This window comes from Fundicoccus culcitae, assembly GCF_024661895.1.
Classification (GTDB): Bacteria; Bacillota; Bacilli; order Lactobacillales; family Aerococcaceae; genus Fundicoccus_A; species Fundicoccus_A culcitae.
Genome location: NZ_CP102453.1, coordinates 2,402,955 through 2,422,319 on the forward strand (window position 1 = coordinate 2,402,955; position 19,365 = coordinate 2,422,319).

At 41.0% G+C, this 19,365-nt stretch carries 18 protein-coding genes and 1 pseudogene; 14 read left to right on the forward strand and 5 right to left on the reverse strand.

The window, feature by feature from the left end; genetic code table 11:
* The first annotated feature begins 2 nt into the window (after positions 1-2).
* The 5 genes from NRE15_RS10870 to NRE15_RS10890 all read left to right on the forward strand — a co-directional run bounded on the left by NRE15_RS10870 (position 3) and on the right by NRE15_RS10890 (position 5,609).
* The gene (locus NRE15_RS10870; RefSeq protein WP_313792903.1) at positions 3-920 is read left to right on the forward strand and encodes an ABC transporter ATP-binding protein; all 918 of its coding nucleotides are present in this window, start codon (positions 3-5) and stop codon (positions 918-920) included.
* Between the two features lie 15 nt (positions 921-935).
* Complete coding sequence (locus tag NRE15_RS10875; RefSeq protein WP_313792904.1) at positions 936-1,751, forward strand: ABC transporter ATP-binding protein; 816 nt, start codon at positions 936-938, stop codon at positions 1,749-1,751.
* Positions 1,752-2,594: 843 nt separating this feature from the next.
* The gene (locus NRE15_RS10880) at positions 2,595-3,545 is read left to right on the forward strand and encodes a DUF1177 domain-containing protein (protein ID WP_313792905.1); all 951 of its coding nucleotides are present in this window, start codon (positions 2,595-2,597) and stop codon (positions 3,543-3,545) included.
* A 1-nt stretch (position 3,546) separates the two neighbouring features.
* On the forward strand, positions 3,547-4,818 hold the full coding sequence (locus tag NRE15_RS10885; protein ID WP_313792906.1) for a M20 family metallopeptidase: 1,272 nt from the start codon (positions 3,547-3,549) through the stop codon (positions 4,816-4,818).
* Positions 4,819-4,847: 29 nt separating this feature from the next.
* Entirely contained in the window at positions 4,848-5,609 is a 762-nt protein-coding gene (locus NRE15_RS10890; protein ID WP_313792907.1) for an IclR family transcriptional regulator, read from the forward strand.
* A 756-nt stretch (positions 5,610-6,365) separates the two neighbouring features.
* On the opposite strand, the gene NRE15_RS10895 is transcribed toward NRE15_RS10890, so the two are convergent.
* Positions 6,366-7,244, reverse strand: coding sequence for a MurR/RpiR family transcriptional regulator (locus tag NRE15_RS10895; RefSeq protein WP_313792908.1), 879 nt, complete (start codon positions 7,242-7,244; stop codon positions 6,366-6,368).
* 166 nt (positions 7,245-7,410) lie between these two features.
* Between NRE15_RS10895 and gnd the strand changes: the two genes are divergently transcribed.
* The 8 genes and pseudogenes from gnd to NRE15_RS10935 all read left to right on the forward strand — a co-directional run bounded on the left by gnd (position 7,411) and on the right by NRE15_RS10935 (position 14,017).
* A complete protein-coding gene (gene gnd, locus NRE15_RS10900; protein WP_390887200.1) occupies positions 7,411-8,286 on the forward strand; it encodes a phosphogluconate dehydrogenase (NAD(+)-dependent, decarboxylating) in 876 nt (291 codons plus the stop codon).
* Position 8,287: 1 nt separating this feature from the next.
* Entirely contained in the window at positions 8,288-9,289 is a 1,002-nt protein-coding gene (locus tag NRE15_RS10905) for a D-isomer specific 2-hydroxyacid dehydrogenase family protein (RefSeq protein WP_313792910.1), read from the forward strand.
* 16 nt (positions 9,290-9,305) lie between these two features.
* On the forward strand, positions 9,306-10,412 hold the full coding sequence (locus NRE15_RS10910) for an iron-containing alcohol dehydrogenase family protein (protein ID WP_313792911.1): 1,107 nt from the start codon (positions 9,306-9,308) through the stop codon (positions 10,410-10,412).
* A gap of 12 nt (positions 10,413-10,424) precedes the next feature.
* Positions 10,425-11,172: pseudogene (locus tag NRE15_RS10915) on the forward strand (PTS mannose/fructose/sorbose/N-acetylgalactosamine transporter subunit IIC); the annotation flags it as partial.
* Positions 11,173-11,294: 122 nt separating this feature from the next.
* Positions 11,295-12,155 (forward strand): PTS system mannose/fructose/sorbose family transporter subunit IID, encoded by an 861-nt coding sequence (locus NRE15_RS10920; RefSeq protein ID WP_313792913.1) that lies wholly within the window; start codon positions 11,295-11,297, stop codon positions 12,153-12,155.
* Between the two features lie 34 nt (positions 12,156-12,189).
* On the forward strand, positions 12,190-12,693 hold the full coding sequence (locus tag NRE15_RS10925; protein WP_313792914.1) for a PTS system mannose/fructose/N-acetylgalactosamine-transporter subunit IIB: 504 nt from the start codon (positions 12,190-12,192) through the stop codon (positions 12,691-12,693).
* A gap of 14 nt (positions 12,694-12,707) precedes the next feature.
* Complete coding sequence (locus tag NRE15_RS10930) at positions 12,708-13,544, forward strand: hypothetical protein (RefSeq protein ID WP_313792915.1); 837 nt, start codon at positions 12,708-12,710, stop codon at positions 13,542-13,544.
* A 17-nt stretch (positions 13,545-13,561) separates the two neighbouring features.
* Complete coding sequence (locus NRE15_RS10935; protein ID WP_313792916.1) at positions 13,562-14,017, forward strand: PTS sugar transporter subunit IIA; 456 nt, start codon at positions 13,562-13,564, stop codon at positions 14,015-14,017.
* 63 nt (positions 14,018-14,080) lie between these two features.
* Here the strand turns inward: NRE15_RS10935 and NRE15_RS10940 are convergent, their stop codons facing one another.
* Both NRE15_RS10940 and gndA read right to left on the reverse strand, forming a co-directional pair.
* A complete protein-coding gene (locus tag NRE15_RS10940; RefSeq protein WP_313792917.1) occupies positions 14,081-14,743 on the reverse strand; it encodes an HAD family hydrolase in 663 nt (220 codons plus the stop codon).
* Between the two features lie 38 nt (positions 14,744-14,781).
* A complete protein-coding gene (gene gndA, locus NRE15_RS10945) occupies positions 14,782-16,224 on the reverse strand; it encodes an NADP-dependent phosphogluconate dehydrogenase (RefSeq protein ID WP_313792918.1) in 1,443 nt (480 codons plus the stop codon).
* A gap of 587 nt (positions 16,225-16,811) precedes the next feature.
* On the opposite strand from gndA, the gene NRE15_RS10950 reads away from it, so the two are divergent.
* The gene (locus tag NRE15_RS10950; protein ID WP_313792919.1) at positions 16,812-16,991 is read left to right on the forward strand and encodes a hypothetical protein; all 180 of its coding nucleotides are present in this window, start codon (positions 16,812-16,814) and stop codon (positions 16,989-16,991) included.
* A gap of 508 nt (positions 16,992-17,499) precedes the next feature.
* Here the strand turns inward: NRE15_RS10950 and NRE15_RS10955 are convergent.
* Positions 17,500-18,018, reverse strand: coding sequence for a MaoC family dehydratase (locus NRE15_RS10955; protein WP_313792920.1), 519 nt, complete (start codon positions 18,016-18,018; stop codon positions 17,500-17,502).
* Complete coding sequence (gene fadE, locus NRE15_RS10960) at positions 18,018-19,223, reverse strand: acyl-CoA dehydrogenase FadE (RefSeq protein WP_313792921.1); 1,206 nt, start codon at positions 19,221-19,223, stop codon at positions 18,018-18,020. The genes NRE15_RS10955 and fadE overlap by 1 nt, the downstream gene beginning before the upstream one ends.
* Between the last annotated feature and the right edge of the window lie 142 nt (positions 19,224-19,365).

Genomic DNA, 19,365 nt, shown 5'->3' on the forward strand with positions numbered 1-19,365 from the left:
GTATGAGTGAATTATTAAGGATCAAAAGTCTACATGTCACCTTTAAAGGGAGTCACAAACAAGCCTTCCATGCCATTAAAGGCGTCGACTTAACCGTCAACACCCATGAAACGGTTGGGATTGTGGGGGAGTCAGGCTCAGGTAAAAGTGTTACCGCCACCTCGATTATGGGATTACATAGCAAAAACACCGAAGTCATCGCCGATGAAATGACTTTTGAAGGCAAAAATTTAATAGGTTTAAGCCAAAAAGAATTTCAGCCTTTGCGCGGCAATGATATTTCCATGATTTTCCAAGATCCCATGACCACCTTAAATCCGGTTTTCACTGTTGAAAACCAATTGGTCGAAACGGTCCGTGCCCACCGCAACATTTCTAAACAAGCAGCCAAAGACCTATCGCTGGAAATGCTTGAAAAGGTCGGTATTAAAGACGCCAAGCGCCGCATTAAAATGTATCCTTATGAATTCTCAGGCGGGATGCGCCAGCGGGTGATGATTGCTATGGCTTTAATTTGCAATCCAAAGTTACTGATTGCCGATGAACCAACCACCGCTCTAGACGTAACCATTCAAGCGCAAATTCTAACCCTGCTCAAAGACCTGCAAAAAGAAACCGGCAATTCCATTATTATGATTACCCACGATTTAGGCGTTATTTGGGAAACTTGCGACCGCGTGGTGGTCATGTTTAAAGGCCATGTGGTTGAAAGCGGAACGGTGAAACAAATTTACGACAACGCCGTCCACCCCTATACTATTGGCCTGTTGAAATCACAAATTAACCAAGAAACCATTAAAGATACCCATTTGCCAACCATTCCATACGGTGCTTTCGTTCAGGATATGCAACAAGAAACCCAACTCGACATGCAAGAAGTCGAACCCGGCCATCTAGTGGCCCAATTTACACAGGACTAAGAAAGGGAGGATACGATGGAAAAGTCAACCATTATCAGCGTTAAGAACATCAAAAAATATTATAAATTACCCCGCAGCCACCCTTTTCAACGCCAACAAGAATCGATAAAAGCGGTCGACGATGTCTCCTTTGATATTTACAAAAGCGAAACCTTCGGTATCGTAGGCGAGTCGGGCAGTGGTAAATCGACCGTGGCCCGCTTGGTGAATCAACTCATCCGTCCGACGGCAGGGGATATTTATTATTATGATCAAGAATTAGCCTCGGCCAACAAAGCGCAACTGATGGACTACCGCAAGCAAGTCCAAATGGTCTTTCAAAGCCCTTACGGTACGCTTGACCCGCGCAAGACCATCGAGTTTTCTTTGCTGGAGCCTTTTGCCATTCACAACATCGGCACCACGGCCGAACGCACGCAACGCGTCGCCACCCTGCTCGATTACGTGAGTCTGCCCAAGTCCACCCTGAATAAATATCCCCACGAATTCTCAGGCGGGCAACTGCAACGGATCAATATCGCGCGGGCCATTTCCTTAGAGCCCGAACTGCTCATCTTGGACGAATCCGTTTCGGCTCTAGACGTGTCAGTTCAAGCCCAGATTTTGAATCTTTTGAATGATTTGCAGGAAGAACTCGGCTTGACCTATCTCTTTATCTCACACGACTTGAACGTGGTGCGCTACATGTGCGACCGCATTGCCGTCATGAACCAAGGCAAAATCGTTGAACTCAACGACGCCAAGGAAATCTACGACAACCCACAAGCAAGCTACACCCGCTCCTTACTGAGCGCCATCCCCATCAGCAGCCCTTATTTAAGGACCACTTAATAAATACCACAAGGCCGCGACTGGTGGGTCGGTGGGGTGATGCTAGAGATGAAAGTGGAACAAACGGGTTTGGGTTGTTCCACTTACTGGATTAAGTGGAACAAACTCAGTTAGAATATTCCACTTTAACTCGCTTGCGGCGGGAAGCAGGAAGGGGAAGGCGGTCGAATGAAGCTAATCGGTCATCAAATGACTCATTTTCGTGACCGAATAAAGCTAATCTGTCATCTGCTCAAGTAGCAAAAGACAGAATAACCTTAATCTGTCATCTGCTCAAGTAGCAAAAGACAGAATAACCTATTCTGTCCAAAATCCAAGTAAAAAAGGACAGAATAACTTGATTCTGTCCAAAATCCGGGTAAAAAAGTAAAAGGTAAATGAGGAAACGTTATTGTCACTCAAATATTTACATATGACAATAACTTAACTAAGCATTGAAAGACGACCTATCACTTCCCGCTTAGCTTAGAAGCCCAAACCGATAGTGCCACCTATAAGTAGAAAACTTAGCCCGAATAATCCATGTTCATCTTACGGCAAATTTGGGAATATGATGTGATTTGGTAAAAAATACAGGTCACTCACTTCCCTCTTACTAGCAATGACCCGCAAAGCCGTATTCGGGCCATAGCTCGTTCACTCCCCACTTATACAGATAGGATTTATATAGCAACAATCGACTACGCACCTAAAGCTAGGCCGTGTAGAATAACTAGCTGCTACATCAACAGCTTGCCAGCATGATGAAATGTCACCGAGAGTGACGGCTATAACGGGATATTTATTTTCCAACAAGCAAACCAACATTACCCCTAAATCAATTTACGAGAAAGAAGGATGAATATGTCATTAAAATATGCAATTGAAGTTTACGAATTAATGGATGATATCACGATTAACGGCCAAGGGATCAAAACCTATCTTGAAAGTATCTCACGAAACGGCGACATACATGTGGAGACGGTTTATGGAGAAAAAGGGTCAACCGACTTTATTAGCATAAAAATTGCAGGCTCAAACGGGAAAACCAAAGGTGGTCAAGCGCCAACCTTGGGTATCGTTGGCCGTTTAGGGGGTATTGGTGCCCGCCCAGAAGTGATTGGATTTGTATCAGACGGTGATGGCGCTTTGTCAGCCATCGCTATCGCAGCTAAATTGCTTTCCATGTCTGAAAAAGGCGATCGCTTAGAAGGTGATGTTATTGTAAGCACACATATTTGTCCAACCGCACCAACGCAACCCCATGAACCTGTCCCATTTATGGGTTCGCCGGTAGATATTTTGACCATGAATCAATACGAAGTGTCCGATGAAATGGATGCCGTTTTGACCATTGATACCACTAAAGGAAATTATGTCATCAATCACCGCGGCTTTGCCTTAACCCCAACGGTCAAAGAAGGCTATATTTTAAAAATGAGCAATGACATCCTTAATATTAGTCAACAAACAACCGGTAAATTACCTGTTACTATGCCGATTACTATGCAAGATATTACCCCATACGGTAACGGCTTGTTCCATATTAACAGCCTCATGCAACCCGCTGTGGCTACGAACGCACCGGTAATTGGTGTCGCCATTACCACAGAAGTAGCCGTTGCTGGATCCGCATCCGGTGCAACGCATTTAGTCGACGTCGAAGAAGTCATCCGATTCGGCATTGAAGTGGCTAAACGCTTCACCGCCGACACATGTGATTTTTATGACGCCGAAGAATTTGACTTAATTCAATCCCTCTATGGCTCGATGAAACATCTACAAACCCCCGGCAAAGTAGCAGAGGAGGCATAAAATGACCGAATTAACAAAAACCCAATTAAAACAACAAGTCGTGCAAGCGATTGAAGATCAGCAGAGAGATTTATTAGATTTATGCTCTAAATTGATTCAAATTAACAGCGAAAATCCTCCCGGCGACTCAACCGAAATTACGGAATTTATAAAAACCTACCTCGAAGAGGCCGGTTTGGCGGTTGAAATCCATGAATCAGCGCCTTTACAATACAACATCATCAGCAAATACGGCTCAGAATCCGGCAAAAAATTGATTTACTGCGGCCACACCGACGTCGTTCCCGTCGGCAACCTCGACAAATGGGATTTCGACCCCTTCAGCGGCGAAATTAAGGACGGCTTCCTGCTAGGACGCGGGGCTTCCGATATGAAAGCCGGCCTGGGCGGCCTCATTTTCGCGACAACCTTAATGAAAAAACTAAATATCTCCTTGCCCGGCCAAGTCATTCTTGCTATCGTGCCCGATGAAGAAACAGGTGGCGAAAATGGTGTACCTTGGGTCTTGAACAAGGGTCTAGTTTCAGGTGACGGCGCGTTAATCGCAGAGCCCTCATCCAAATACAATCCGACCATCGGTCAAAAAGGCTCTTACTGGTTTAAACTAGACGTTTACGGCGAACCGGGTCACGGCAGTTTATCGCCCATTATTGGGGGTAACGCCATCGTCGATATGATGCGCGCCATCGAACGGATTCAGACGTTATTTACTTTAGATTTTGACATGCCAGACGAGATGCGTGAACTGGTAGAAACATCGAAACGATATATGCGCGAAGTGGAAACCGAACGCGAAGCCTTCCAACCGATTTTAGAACATATTTCATGCAACATCGGTAAAATTGAAGGGGGAACTAAAGCCAATGTCGTACCTGAATCGTGCTCCGTCGAAATTGACTGCCGTTTACCTTTTGGGGTCAGTGAAGATTTTGTTACCCAATACATTACCGACGAATTGGATAAACTAGGGATTGATTACAAAATGGAGCGCTTTGGTTTTAGAAGTGAAGCCAACTATACCTCCCCTCAAGATCCCGTTTGCCGTGCGGTTGTCGACAATCTGCAAGAAATATCAGGCCATGAGGCTTATGGCGTGATGCAATGGGCGTCCAGTGATGCCCGTCATTTTAGAGAACACAATATACCCGTTCTACAATACGGACCAGCGACTTTATCAACCATCCATGGTTACAACGAACGCGTAGAAGTTGATAAAATTGTACTCGCAACCAAGGTTTATGGTGCAGCAATCATCGATTTCCTATATAATTAGTAATACATGGATTCGTAGGAGGAATTACTTTGTTAAAGACAGTCGATTTAGCATCGGAATTATTAATGAAATTTAATCGTCATCAACCATCATGGTCTGCCAAAGCCTTAGCAAAGGCCTTAAACCAAAACTATTCGACCATTTATCGCATCGTCAAAACGTTGCACAAACATGATTTTCTTGCGTACGATGACACAACGAAAACATATAGTTTAGGCATTTCAATCTGGCAATTAGGCCAAGTGGTTGATAACTCAATGAATTTAGAATCGCTCATTCGCCCCTATTTAACAAAGCTTAAAGACCTCACCGGCGAATCTGTTTTCTTTACCATTCGTAAAGGCTATCGAGGAATTACTTTGTTGGCGGTCGAACCAGAGAACAAAGTGAAGTTTACCGCGGAAACAGGCGCCAGCGTGCCCCTATTTCCAGGCGCTTCATACCGTTCAATCCTCGCTTACCAACCCGAGGAATTTGTCGAAGAGCTTATTGAGGGTGGCTTGCCACAATACACCCCTAACACCATGACCAACCCCAATAAATTACGCAAAGAACTCGAGAAAATCCGCGTTGACGGCTATGCCCGTAGCGAAGGCGAATACACCCCCGACGTGATTGCCTGGGCGGTTCCCATCCGCGATTTCGAAAACAAAGTCAATTGTTCCGTCACCCTGTCTGGCCCAACTTATCGCGCCAACAACCTCGACCAAAACCAAGCCATCTACCAACTCAAAGAAACCGCCCTCGAAGTCGAACGCATCTTAAGACAAACCGCCTATCGCTTTCAATAAATATCACTGCCCTTCAGACGGCAGTTCATGCTTAAACCGTAAGCATCTGCGAAAAACAGATACTTACGGTTTTTTTGTGCTTTCTTGTGGGTGAGAGGAGGTGAGACGCTAATTTTTCAGAGTTTGAATGCTTAGCGTGGGTAGAAGAAAAGGCCGCTTCATTTCCCGCTTATGTTATGTGGAATATTCCGGCTGAGTTCGTTCCACTTAATCAGCCAATGTGACAAGCGAGTGACCGTCAGCCTAAAGTAAGTGAGAAATGAAGGTTCTTCACTTCCCACTTAGCCTGAGAGGCGGATGCACCTCCAAACCGCCAGAGAACAACTTTAGAGGCGGATTGGCCCTCCAAACCGCCAGAGAGAAGTCTGAGAGGCGGATTGGCACCCCCAACCGCCAGAGGAAATCCTGAGTGGCGGATGGGACACCCAATCCGCCTTTAAACAAGCTGAGTGGCGCTTAGGAGAAAAAAGGTGACTTGTCAATTTGACGGTCTTTCACTTCCCACTTACGCCTAAACTGGTCCATCATCAGCTAATTATAATGTTAATTGGTGGCGAGTAAGTATGGGGGGGCGCCACCTAATTTGATTGGTGGCGAGGGGGTAGATGGGCTTCGCCACCTAATAAAGAAAACTTTGTCAAACACGATGTTATATCCAAAATCAACCCGTTCCTAGGTTTCCCACATACACACACTCCCAACCAATCCGCTAGCGTCGCCTACACCTTCCCACGATACACCATCCTACCCCCATAGTTAAACAATATAATCATCGGTTGTTTTAGCGTCCTTCAATGCCAAGCGGATTTTATCCATGGTTAATTGGCTTTCGCCTTCATCCATAAACATGATGATGGAATAGATAATATCGATGAGTGTTAGATAAAGAATACGCGAGGTTAAACTCTCCGTGCGATATTTTGATTCTTCAGAATAGACGATTAATTGTTCGTCACAATAGTCCAACATACTTGACGTTGGGTTCCCCGTCAGGCCAATGATTTTTGCGCCGGATTCTTTAGCGACCTTTGCTAGGCTAATCGTGTGCACCGATTGGCCAGAATGAGAGAACACAAAAACACAATCATCTTTGGATAGCTTTGTGGAATAACTTAACTGCATGTGCGAGTCACCAATATAGTTGCAGAGAAATTTAGTTCGCAAAAATTTATGGTAGGCATCGTAAGCGACAATTGAGGATCCGCCTTGTCCAAAGAAGTGTAACGTTTTGGACCCTGAAATAAGTTTAATAATGTTTTCAAGTTGGAGTTCGTCCAGGGAATGTAAAATACCTTGCAAGGAATCGATGTTAAATGAAACAATCTTTTGTGCAATTGTATAATAGGAATCGCTATCCGTGATATCCGAATAGGCTGTATAAGTCGACGACCGTACTTCGTTGGTTGAATTAGTAGCTAGGGCGATTTTAAATTCTTGAAAACCTGAAAACCCAAGCTTCTTAACAAAATTAAATACCGTTGTTTGAGATACACCCGTTACCTCTGAAACGTTAGCAATCGTCATATTGATGAGCTCTTTATCTAGTTCTAAAAAATGTTTAGATAATTTCGTTTCAGTTTCACTAAATAAGGGACTTTTTGATTTTAATAAATGTGTTAAATAGTAGTTCTTCATGGTACACCTCCTGATACTCTATTATATAATAGTATACTATAAATTGTAAGAAAATAAAATTTATTTTAGGAAGCCTTTACATGAAAAATATTTAATGTTATACTGTATGTATTAAATTTCCAAAGGAGTGAGCTAGTTGAAAATTGGGTTTATAGGGCTGGGTAAAATGGGATTAAATATGGCTCTCAACGTAATTGATAGTGGCTGGGATATTGTAGGGTTCGATGTGAGTCCTCAGGCAAGAGCCAATGCAGAGGAAAATCAGGTTAATGTCGTTGATTCAATGGATGGATTAATTGATGCACTTGACGATCAAAAAATAATTTTCTTATCGACACCGGCAGGCGAGATTACGGATAATTTGATTAAAGAGTTGTCTGGAAAACTAGCGAGTAAAGATATCATCATTGATAGTGGTAATTCAAATTATAAAGATAGTCTGAAAAATTACGCCTTTTTGAAAGAAAGCGATATTTATTTTATTGATTGTGGCACTTCTGGAGGTATGGAAGGTGCGCGCAATGGGGCTTGTTTGATGGTCGGTGGTGATGAGGAAGCGGTCAAAGTGGTCGAACCATTCTTCATTGATTTAGCCATTGAAGATGGGTATTTATTTGCGGGGGCTCCAGGAACGGGCCATTACTTAAAAATGGTACACAACGGGATTGAATACGGCATGATGCAGTCAATCGGTGAAGGCTTTGATGTGTTGAATGCTTCCGAATTTGATTTTGATAATGAAAAGGTAGCCAAAGTTTGGAATCACGGTTCGGTTATTCGTTCATGGTTAATGGAACTCATGGAAGAAGGCTTCCAAAAGGATCCGCAATTATCCGGCATTGCTGGTCGCGTTGATGCTAGTGGTGAAGGTAAATGGATGGTTGAGGAAGCTTTGGAGCTAAATATCCCTGTACCTGTAATTGCTAATTCTTTATTTGTTCGAAGCGCAAGTAAAATTGATGATTCATTTTCAAATAAAGTTGTGGCTACCTTGCGCCATGGATTTGGCGGACATGCGGTCGCAAAAGTTGAGGAGAAATAGCATGGGAAAAGATAAAATTGCCATTGTTAATTCAAGTAGTTTTGGTAAAGTATTTAAAAATCATATCGAAGAACTTGAACAATTAGGGGAAGTTAAGCATTTTACTTTTGAACAAGAAATCGCGGGTAAAGATTTAGCAGAAGCACTTGAAGGTTTTAATATTATCATTTCAAGTGTCACACCTTTTTTTACGAAAGAATTTTTTGATCATAAAGATGAATTAAAATTAATTTCACGCCATGGGATTGGCTACAATAATATTGATTTAGAGGCTGCCGCTGAACACAATACGATTGTATCAATTATTCCGGCGTTGGTTGAACGCGATGCGGTTGCTGAAAATAATATAGCCAACCTGATGAATATTCTTAGAAGAACCTCAAGTGCTCAACAAAGAGTAAAAGATAACAAATGGGAAGATCGTGCCCAATTTGTTGGCAATACATTGTATAATAAAACTGTCGGTGTGATTGGTATTGGAAATACGGGTAGTTTGGTGGCTGAAACGGTACGCAATGGTTTTAGATGTAATGTCTTAGCGTATGATCCTTATAAGTCAAAATTGGATATTGAACAATTTGGGGCTAAAAAGGTTGATTTTGAAACGTTACTAAAGGAAGCCGATGTCATTTGTTTATGTGCCAATTTGACGGATGAAAATTATCATATGATTGCTGAAGATGAAGTTGCCATGATGAAAGACAATGTCTATATATCAAATAGTGCAAGGGGGGCGTTGGTAAAAGAAGAAGCCATTGTTGGTGGGTTAGCGTCAGGCAAAATTGCTGGATTTGCGACCGATGTTCTTGAAGAAGAACCAGGCCGGTCAAATCATCCATATTTGCAATTTGAGAATGTCGTTGTGACGCCTCACACTTCCGCCTACACGATGGAGTGCTTAGAGGCGATGGGAGACAAATGTGTCGCAGATGTTCAAGATATTGTTGTTGGGAAATTACCAGGAAGATCCGTACAGCCAATTAGTACATATGTCACTCAATAGAGAAAGAAGCTAAATAATGATTGATAATATGAAAGTAAAAGTAGGTCCCCAAGTTTATCGTTACGATGAAGGAGCCATTGACTTTATTCCTGAAATGTTAGCTGAGTATAAAGCCAAAAACATCCTAATCGTTCATGGAACGATTTCTTGGGAAAAAGCTCAAAAGTATTTTAAATTTTTAGATGATGAACGCTACAATATGTTCTATCATCAATATACGGGCGAATGTAGTTATTACGGTGCCGGCTTAATCAAAGATATTGTGGAAAGAGAAGCCATCGATTTTATTATTGGTGTCGGAGGCGGGAAACTAACCGATTTGGTTGGTTATTCAGGCCATGTTACCAACACACCATACGGTGTGGTGCCGACCTTGGCCAGTAATTGTGCTCCGTGGACGCCTTTATCGGTGATGTATAAAGAGTCAGGGGAGTCCGAAGGTAAATCTGAGCATTATTTACGACAAGCAGCGTTTCTATTAACGTGTCCGAGTCTCGTCATCGATTCACCCGTAAGGTATTTCGTAGCGGGTATTGCTGATACCTTAGCTAAGTGGTACGAATCGGACTTGATTTTAAATCAAGACGAATTAAGTGATGTCCCTTTCTTACAATTGGCTAAATTTACTACTGAGTTATGTAAGAACGTTATTCTTAAAGATAGCGATAAAGCCATTGAGGATATGAAACAAGGGGTTGTGTCAGAAGAGTTTAAGAATGTCTCTGAAATTATCTTCGCTGTTTCTGGTTTAGTCGGTGGTTTAGGTGATAAATATGCAAGAAATGCAGCTGCCCATGCGGTGCATGATGGTTTAGGCAAATATTTATCTGAGAAAAGTCATAAGTATATTCACGGTGAAATTGTTGCCTATGGCATTTTTTATCAATTAGCTCTGGAAGAAAGATGGGAATTAATTGACGAGCTGTTACCGCTCTATGAACGATTAGGTTTACCTACTTCTTTGAAAAGCATGGACATTTATCCAATTTCAGATGAAGACTTAGATAATTTAGTTGATTTTATTGATAGTAAAGAAAAAGTTCATTTAATCCCCATTGAAATCAATAAAGACGTTTTAAGAGAAGCGATTGTCAAATTAGAAGAATATATGGAAAATAGATAGGAGTGTCAATTTATGGAAACATTAACAGTGTGGCAAAGTCTGCTTATCGCACTATGGGTAGCAGCAGTTATGTCAAGATGGTTAGGGGGAGGGGCAACTTTAACGCTACGTTTTTCTCCACTAATGACCGGTTTGTTTGTAGGTATTGTTATGGGAAATGTTCATGATGCGATGGTTGTAACAGCTTCCTTGCAACTGATTTATATGGGGGTCTTTTCTCCTGGGGGATCAATGCCGTCTGAACCGGCTATTGCAGCCGCCATTGCCGTCCCCGTTGCGTTGATGGGTGACTTAGCACCAGAAGCAGCGATTGCGGTTGCCGTCCCTGTTGGTCTGCTTGGGTCTTACTTATACCAATTTAGATTCTTTATCAATACCTTCTTAGGTAAATATACGGATAAAGCGGTTGAAGATTTAAATGATGGCGCTATTAAACGCTCAATTATTTGGTATCCAACCATTGCTTCATTTATTTTGTTCGTTCCACTAGTATTTATTGCTTTATACTACGGTGCACCGGTTATTGCTGATGTTATTACAGCTTTAGAAGGTACGGTTGTTATTCATATTCTAGAAGTAGTTGGTGGCGGTCTAGCGGCAATTGGTATTGCGACAACGGTTTATGTTATCGGTCGTAAAGATTTCATGGTATTTTTCTTATTAGCTTATTTCATGAGTGTCGTTTTAAAACCATTAAATATCACCATGGTGACTTACGCTATTTTTGGTACACTTCTAGCAGCAATCTTTGTCCTTAGCAAATCTTCAGGTGGTCAAGCCAAAGTAGTTACTGCAACTGAAAAAGTAGAAACTACAGCTGAACATGACGGTGATTTCTTTGACGAAGATGACGAAGATTTTTAATTTAAGGAGGAACGTATAATGACAGATGTAGCAAACAAAACAAAAAGATACGAACCAGAAGAAATTACTCAAAAAGATGTCACCAAAGCTTATCTAAGATGGCACTTTGCCAATGAAATCCCTCACTCTTTTGATCGTTATTTGGCAGCCTCTTTACTTTATGCTTTGATGCCTATTTTAAGAAAACTTTATAAAGATGATGATGATTTAAGAGCGGCTTATCAAAGACAATTACTCTTCTTTAATACCCAATTAACTTGGGGTGGTGGTGTTATTACTGGTTTAATGGCATCAATGGAATCACAAAGAGCCGAGCAAGAAGCCAATAACGAAGAAATCACGATGACCGACGACTTGATGTACAATACGAAAGCCGGTTTGATGGGGGCTTTAGCTGGTATTGGGGACGCGATTGACTCAGGGACGATTCAGTATATCTTTATAGCCATTGCTATTCCATGGGCACAACAAGGTAGTGCTTTAGGTGCTTTATTCCCATTCGTTGCTTTTGCCACTTATCAAGTATTAATTGGTCTTTTCTTTGCCAGACAATCATTTAAAATGGGAAGTAATGCAACAGGTTTAATGGCAAGTGCAGGTATTCAAACCATGATCGAATTGCTTTCGATCCTCGGTTTGTTTATGATGGGGATTTTAGCTGGTAATTATGTTAAAGTATCCTCAACCTTTGAATTTAGTATTTCTGGTCGTCCGTTTGTTTTACAAGACATTTTAGATTCAATTTTACCAGGTATCTTACCGTTGGCAGTCGTATTAGGTGTATATTGGTATTACACTAAATACGGTCTTAAAGTTACCCGTGCGTTATTGTGGTTAACAGGAATTTTAATTGTACTTGCTGCGGTAGGTATTCTATAATTATTTAATAAATATCAGGAAGTGAGCGATTTTAATGGGAGAAGTAAATTTAGCAAGAGTTGATGAACGATTAATTCACGGTCAAGTAATGTTAACCTTATCACAACGTGCGGGTGTAAACTCAATCTTTGTTGTTGATGATGTGGTAGCCAAAGATAAATTTATGAAAGATTTATACAAGAGTGCGGGTAGCCGGACAGGTCAAAAAACCATTGTTGCGACTACCAGTAAAATGAAAGAATATTGGGATAAATACAACTTGAAGGATTATAGTTGTATCTTAATAACCAAAACCGTCGACGTTATTTATGAATTAGTGACGCACGGTATCCCAATGAAAGAATTAAACCTCGGTGGGATTGCTAAGAAAGATGACAATGATCTATTTGTCACTAAATCCGTTTATTTAAACAAAGATGATGCGATTAAATTGAAAGACTTAAATGAAAACTATGGTGTTGAAGATATTTATTTCCAAGCAACGCCATCGGCTGCTAGAACAGAGTTGAAAGAAGTGTTAGCGAAATTTAATTTATAGTTAAGGGTGTTATTATGGAAAGTAGTATATTGAAAGATTGGCAATTTAGGTATATGCATGTCTTTAAAAAGCGTTATACAAACAAGCAAAAGACACGTTTTATTAAAAGTGTGTTGAGTGATATTAGCCAATTTAGAGACGATATTACAGTAACAGAATTGAAATCAGACAAACGTCATAAGGTACGCAATATTTATATCGGCAATGTAAAGAAAGCAGATATTGTTATTTCGACCTATTACGATACACCTTCCAAATATTTTGGGAATTTTCAATTCTTTAATACTGAAAAAATGCAAAAACAAACCCTTTGGGTTAATGTGCTTTCTAGTCTCGTCCTTTTAATTTTAGGCGTTTTGTATACGATGTATATTGCAATTCCTATTTTAAATCAATCGAATATGCTACTGACCCTCTTAGTGGTTGCAGGATATTTACTTTTCTTTTGGTTGTTAAGTATTGCGGCGGGTGGACACCCCAAACCGACGACAAGGGTAAGGAATTCGGCGTCTATTTTATATCTCCTTCAATCAATGAACCAAGTGAAATCGAAGAAAGTAGCGTTCGCCTTGGTGGATTATGGATGTAAAAATAGTTATGGTTTGGAAGGCTTGTTGGCTGTAACCAAACCAACGAGTCAGGTCTATTATTTAGATTCTTTTGCATCGAAGCAAGAATTATTTGTTGTTCCTGGCAGTGAAACCGATGTGCCGATTAAAGAAGGAAAAAGGGATGTAACCTTTATTATTTCGGCTAAGAAAACGGATAATACCTATATCCTCGAAGAAGCGGACTTAACGGAAGTCGATGAAGAAAAGTTTGCACAAGTCGATCAAGTCCTTAAATTATAAAGGAGGCGTATAAACGCATGTTAGGAATTGTAATTGCAACACATGGAAGTTTGAGTGATGGCTTAAAAGATGCCGTTAATGTTATCGTGGGGATTGCAGATAATATCGAAACGGTTAATTTGGTTCAAGGCCAAGCGGTGGATACCTTAGGTGAAGAAATTAAAGCCGCCATTAACCGAGCCAATACAGGTGAAGGTGTGCTGGTTTTAGTGGATTTACTTTCAGCTAGTCCATATAACCAAGCGGTCTTAGCTATCAATCAGTTACCGGATGATTTAAAAAATAAGGTCTATATCATTGGTGGCGTGAGCTTGCCGATGGTTTTAGAAGCGGTCAATCATCAATTAATCAACACACCGATTGAAGAAGCGGTTGATGCGATTGTGAATCAAGGGAAAGAAAGTGTCGGTTCATGGAGTTTGGCTGATATTGCCAATGATTCAGACGACGATGACGACGAAGATGATTTTTAATTAAATAACATAAAAGCACCGGCTAGAGCAGGGATTCTGCGATAGCCGGTGCTATTTATTTGTTTAAAAGAAGTGAGGATACGTTTCGCCTAAATGGCTGTAAACTGCGATAATATTATCATCGTTGATTGCTTTAACATCGGTAAAGACAGGATCAGGAATTAAAATCACATTAACATTCGCATTTTTTCCAGCCTCTGCTCCGGTTAAGGAGTCTTCTAAAATGATGGCCTCTTGATTCGATGTATTGGCTTGCTCCAAAATATTCAAATACAAATCCGGCGCCGGTTTAACCTCATTAACTTGATCGCCAAAGACCGTATAATCAAATAAAGCTGTTATGTCATGATGTTCCAAAATCGGCTGAGCATTCTTTTGCGCAGTTGTCGTTGCTAATGCGGTTAAGTAATGGTTATCCTTAAGCTTTACTAACAACTCTTTAGCAAAAGGCTTTAAATCCACCTTGCCTTGGGCTAACTGGTCATTAAAATAATTCATCCGCACCTTTCGAATGTTTTGCACCAGGTCTTCATCATGGAGATAACTATTTAACAAAGCCGTATTTTGTTTAGGACTACGGCCATTCATTCGATACACGATATCTTCTGGTAAATCCGCCTTATAATGCTGAATCCCAACTAGCCAGCCCTCCGAATACACTTTTTCAGAGTCAATCAACAAACCATCCATATCAAAGATTGCGAGCTTAATCCTATTTTTTTGCATCCAAATCCTCCAAATCCTAAATCAACGTCAAATAAATATCACCAAGTAATTTCTTCTTCCGTGCCTTCTTCCCAATGGAAGTGGAAGGTGCCTTCTTTATCTACCCGTTTGTATGTATGAGCCCCAAAGAAGTCACGTTGCGCTTGAATAATATTTGCTGGTAAAACAGCTGAACGATAAGAATCATAATAAGCAATGGCTGCTGAGAAAGTTGGAACAGGAATACCCGCAGCGATAGCTTTAGAAACAACATCGCGAACCGCTTGATTATTCTTTGTAATAATATCTAAGAAGTAATCATCTAACATTAAGTTTTCCAAATCCGGATTCTTTTCATATGCATCAGTGATATTTTGTAAGAATTTAGCCCGAATAATACAACCTGCACGCCAAATTTTAGCAATTTCACCATAGTCTAAATCCCAATTATTTTCTTGGCTTGCGGCACGTAATTGAGAGAACCCTTGCGCGTAACTCATGATTTTACTGAAGTATAACGCTTGGCGGATAGCCGTAATGAAAGTTTCTTTTTCTGCTTCGTTTAAGTCAATCGCTCCCGTAGTTGAAGGAATAATTTGACTGGCTTTAACCCGTTGATCTTTTTGAGCCGAAATAAAGCGCGCAAAAACAGACTCAGTAATTAAGGATAAAGGTTCACCCAAGTCTAAAGCACTTTGTGACGTCCATTTACCCGTTCCTTTATTACCAGCCGCATCAACGATAACATCAACCATCGGTTTACCTGTATCCGGATCGACTGCTTTAAGGATTTTAGAGGTAATTTCCATTAAGAAACTATCAAGTTCCCCGTTATTCCATTCAGTAAATATATCACCAATTTCTTGCGCGGATAATCCCAAACCACGATGCATAATATCATAGGATTCAGCGATTAATTGCATATCACCATATTCAATCCCATTATGAACCATTTTAACATAGTGACCCGCACCATCTGCACCAATATACGTCACACAAGGTTGTCCATCTTCAGCTTTAGCAGAGATGGCTTCAAGAATATCCTTCACTAAATCATAGGCTTCTTTTTGTCCACCCGGCATAATCGAAGGACCAAAACGCGCCCCTTCTTCACCACCTGAAATACCTGTACCAATAAAGTTAACGCCAGAGTTAGCCAAATATTCATTACGACGAATGGTATCTTTATAAAAAGTATTGCCACCATCAATTAATATATCACCTTCATCCAAATGCGGTAATAAATTATCAATCGTATCATCGGTCCCTTTACCAGCTTGAACCATTAACAAAATCTTTCTAGGTTTTTCTAATGAGTTCACAAATTCCTCAATAGAATACGTAGCGACTAATTGTTTGTTTGGGTTTTCTTCAATCACCTGGGTCGTTTTCCAATCCGTCCGATTGTACAATGAAACAGAATAACCACGACTTTCAATGTTTAGGGCAATATTACGTCCCATAACCGCCATACCAACTACACCAATTTGTTGTTTTGTCATATTCGTAAGCCTCCTTATATAGTTAAATTATACCAAAGTAATGAAATTATTAATAGGTTTTCATACCTAAGAAATCCTAAAACACAAGGACCTAACCCCTTTCTTGCTTTTTTAAATAAATACCACTGTTTTATGCCGGGGGGCTTTGGTAATGCTGTGAGTTATGGGGTGGTGGGAGTAGAAGTGTTTTGATTGGGTGACAGTTTAACTTCTGGGTGCTTAGAAGTAGAAGTGATTGGGTGACGGTTTAACTTCTGAGGTGGTAGAAGTATAAGTGATTTGGTGACGGTTTAACTTCTGAGTTGGTAGAAGTATAAGTGATTTGGTGACGGTTTAACTTCTGAGTTGGTAGAAGTATAAGTGATTCGCTAACGCTTTAACTTCTGAGGTGGTAGAAGTATAAGTGATTCACCAACACTTTAACTTCTGAGTTGGTAGAAGTATAAGTGATTCGATAACGCTTTAACTTCTGGGTTGTTAGAAGTATATATGTTCATCTAATCACTAAGTCTAGTGATAGCTGCTTACTTTTGCATAGACACCCATAGCGTTGGATGTCAACCCTAATTTCCACTAAAAATTGGGAAATGCCGGCTTTCATTTTCTCGGGAAGTCCTCCAAACGCATTTGCCGGATTACATCAAGAATCGACGTCCGGCAAATTAGGACAAATGACGAAAATTATCGCAATTGACTTGTCATCCACTTCCCGCTTAGGTTCACGCACACAACAACTGCCCGAATATGTGTGCGCTGGTGCAGCGTAAATGAGAAATGCCGGTAATCCACTTCCCGCTTACGTTAGCCCGCCAAATGAATCGCGGTTTGTCGTTCACTCTAGTAATGCCCGCCAAATGAATCGCGGTTTGTCGTTCACTCTAGTAATGCCCGCCAAATGAATCGCGGTTTGTCGTTCACTCTAGTAATGCCCGCCAAATGAATCGCGGTTTGTCGTTCACTCTAGTAATGCCCGCCAAATGAGTCACGGTTTGTCGTTCACTCTAGTAATGCCCGCCAAATGAGCCCCGGTTTGTCGTTCACTCTAGTAATGCCCGCCAAATGAGCCCCGGTTTGTCGTTCACTCTAGTAATGCCCGCCAAATGAGTCACGGTTTGTCGGCCGCTCTAGTAATGCCCGCCAAATGAATAACGGTTTGGCGGACACCCCCCTAATAACCCCACTAAATATGTCAAGATATGTCCGTGACAGCTCACCCACACCAATAACCCCGCTTAAAGTGATAACCATCACTTTAAGCGGAGTGTTTAAATCTAGTTATGAATCGGACTTGACTTGATGCGGTGTGGGATCTTCGTAATACATCACAATCTTAGTTGTCAAATACATTAGTTGTAAATCAGCATCGTTTTTTACATCCCATTCGACCGTTACAATGGCTTGATAGGGCTTTGATTTGGATGGTCGAATATCAAGTATCTTAAACTGAGGTTGGATGATATCACCGGGGCGGGTTGGGTTAGGCCAAGATAAATCAACCATGGCGCCAATCATACCGTTCTCCATCTGAAATGTTCGAACGAAAAGTCCCATTGTGATGGCTGCCGTATGCCAACCGCTAGCGATTAAGCCACCGAATTGTCGCTTGTTAGCGACCTCTTCATCCACATGATAAAATTGCGGGTCATACATTTGGGCGAACTCGATAATATCTTCTTTGCTGATCGCATAAGACCCAGATTGATAGACATCACCAACCACAAGATCCTTTAATTGCAAACGATAACTATTGCTAACTTTAAATTTATCTTCAACCGAACATAATTCTCGAAGCATTACACAAAAGCACCAATGCCAGTTAATTCACGGCTCACGATAAGAGCATTCACTTCATGGGTTCCTTCGTAAGTATAGATGGCTTCAGCATCAGCAAAGAAGCGCATAACATCCGTTTCTAACGTGATTCCATTACCACCGCAAACTTCACGAGCTAAAGCAACCGTTTCTCTCATGTTTAAAGAGTTGTGCATTTTAGCCAAGGCTGAGTTAAGCATTAACTCACGACCTTCTTCTTGCAATTGGGCGATCCGAACAGAGTAGCCAATATTGGCAACGACGTTTGCTTGCATACGAGATAATTTTTCTTGAACAAGTTGGAAGCTAGCGATGCTCTTACCGAATTGTTCTCTTTGTTTAACATATTTTAAGGCAGCAACAAAAGCACCAGCTGAAATTCCCATGGCAATATGGGCAACATCGGCACGTGTGCGGACTAAAATACGCGAAACATCGCGGAAACCATTGATATTTTCTAAACGGTCGGCTTCTGGGACAACAACGTCTTTCATCACAATGTGACCATTACGAATCGCACGCAAAGAGCCTTTGTGTGGAATTGGATCAGCGGAATAACCTTCAGCACCTTTTCTAACAATAAAACATTTAATCCGATTATCTTCCACATCACGGGCAAAAATAGGAATAACATCCGCTGTATCTGCGCCACCAATCCAGCGTTTTTCACCATTAAGAATCCAGTTGTTGCCTTCACGACGCGCAGAAGTAGCAAGTCCACCCGCTATATCTGAACCATGATCTGGCTCAGTTAATCCAAAACAACCTTGCCATTCAAATGAAGCTAATTTTGGTGCAAACTCTTCGATTTGTCTTTCGTTACCCCCAAGAAGAATGGTGTTATAACATAGACCGCCATGTACCGTATAGAAAGTAGCGATTGAAGCATCGAAACGCGCAAGTTCTAGGTAAAGAAAAGCCGTATATAATTCCCGTGGTTTGCGTTCACCTTCACGCCCCACATATAATTTAGGGTTGTTCATAATCCCCACATCAGTAACTTTTTTGAATTCTGCAAAAGGAAAATCGGCTTTTTCCCAATAGTCAGTAATCACCGGTCTTACATGCGTTTCTAATGCTTCACGTACTTCTTGAAGAACCTCTACTTCTCCGTCAGTAAGTCCTTCTGCGTAACCATATAAATCTTCTGGGTATAATTCTTTGACTAAATCATTTTTTGATACCATGAAATTTTAACCTCTTTCTTTGATGTTTTCTCTAAGCGCTTACAAGAGGTATTGTACAATTTTAAATTTATTTCGACCACTTATTAAAATTTATTAAAACTATTAGCTGAACTAATAGACATTTAAAAACAGATTATATATA

Coding starts and splice junctions, on each gene's coding strand:
- NRE15_RS10870 (WP_313792903.1), top strand. CDS start 3: ATGAGTGAATTATTAAGGATCAAAAGTCTACATGTCACCTTTAAAGGG.
- NRE15_RS10875 (WP_313792904.1), top strand. CDS start 936: ATGGAAAAGTCAACCATTATCAGCGTTAAGAACATCAAAAAATATTAT.
- NRE15_RS10880 (WP_313792905.1), top strand. CDS start 2,595: ATGTCATTAAAATATGCAATTGAAGTTTACGAATTAATGGATGATATC.
- NRE15_RS10885 (WP_313792906.1), top strand. CDS start 3,547: ATGACCGAATTAACAAAAACCCAATTAAAACAACAAGTCGTGCAAGCG.
- NRE15_RS10895 (WP_313792908.1), bottom strand. CDS start 7,244: ATGAAGAACTACTATTTAACACATTTATTAAAATCAAAAAGTCCCTTA.
- gnd (WP_390887200.1), top strand. CDS start 7,411: ATGGGATTAAATATGGCTCTCAACGTAATTGATAGTGGCTGGGATATT.
- NRE15_RS10905 (WP_313792910.1), top strand. CDS start 8,288: ATGGGAAAAGATAAAATTGCCATTGTTAATTCAAGTAGTTTTGGTAAA.
- NRE15_RS10910 (WP_313792911.1), top strand. CDS start 9,306: ATGATTGATAATATGAAAGTAAAAGTAGGTCCCCAAGTTTATCGTTAC.
- NRE15_RS10920 (WP_313792913.1), top strand. CDS start 11,295: ATGACAGATGTAGCAAACAAAACAAAAAGATACGAACCAGAAGAAATT.
- NRE15_RS10925 (WP_313792914.1), top strand. CDS start 12,190: ATGGGAGAAGTAAATTTAGCAAGAGTTGATGAACGATTAATTCACGGT.
- NRE15_RS10930 (WP_313792915.1), top strand. CDS start 12,708: ATGGAAAGTAGTATATTGAAAGATTGGCAATTTAGGTATATGCATGTC.
- NRE15_RS10935 (WP_313792916.1), top strand. CDS start 13,562: ATGTTAGGAATTGTAATTGCAACACATGGAAGTTTGAGTGATGGCTTA.
- NRE15_RS10940 (WP_313792917.1), bottom strand. CDS start 14,743: ATGCAAAAAAATAGGATTAAGCTCGCAATCTTTGATATGGATGGTTTG.
- gndA (WP_313792918.1), bottom strand. CDS start 16,224: ATGACAAAACAACAAATTGGTGTAGTTGGTATGGCGGTTATGGGACGT.
- NRE15_RS10950 (WP_313792919.1), top strand. CDS start 16,812: ATGCCGGCTTTCATTTTCTCGGGAAGTCCTCCAAACGCATTTGCCGGA.
- NRE15_RS10955 (WP_313792920.1), bottom strand. CDS start 18,018: ATGCTTCGAGAATTATGTTCGGTTGAAGATAAATTTAAAGTTAGCAAT.
- fadE (WP_313792921.1), bottom strand. CDS start 19,223: ATGGTATCAAAAAATGATTTAGTCAAAGAATTATACCCAGAAGATTTA.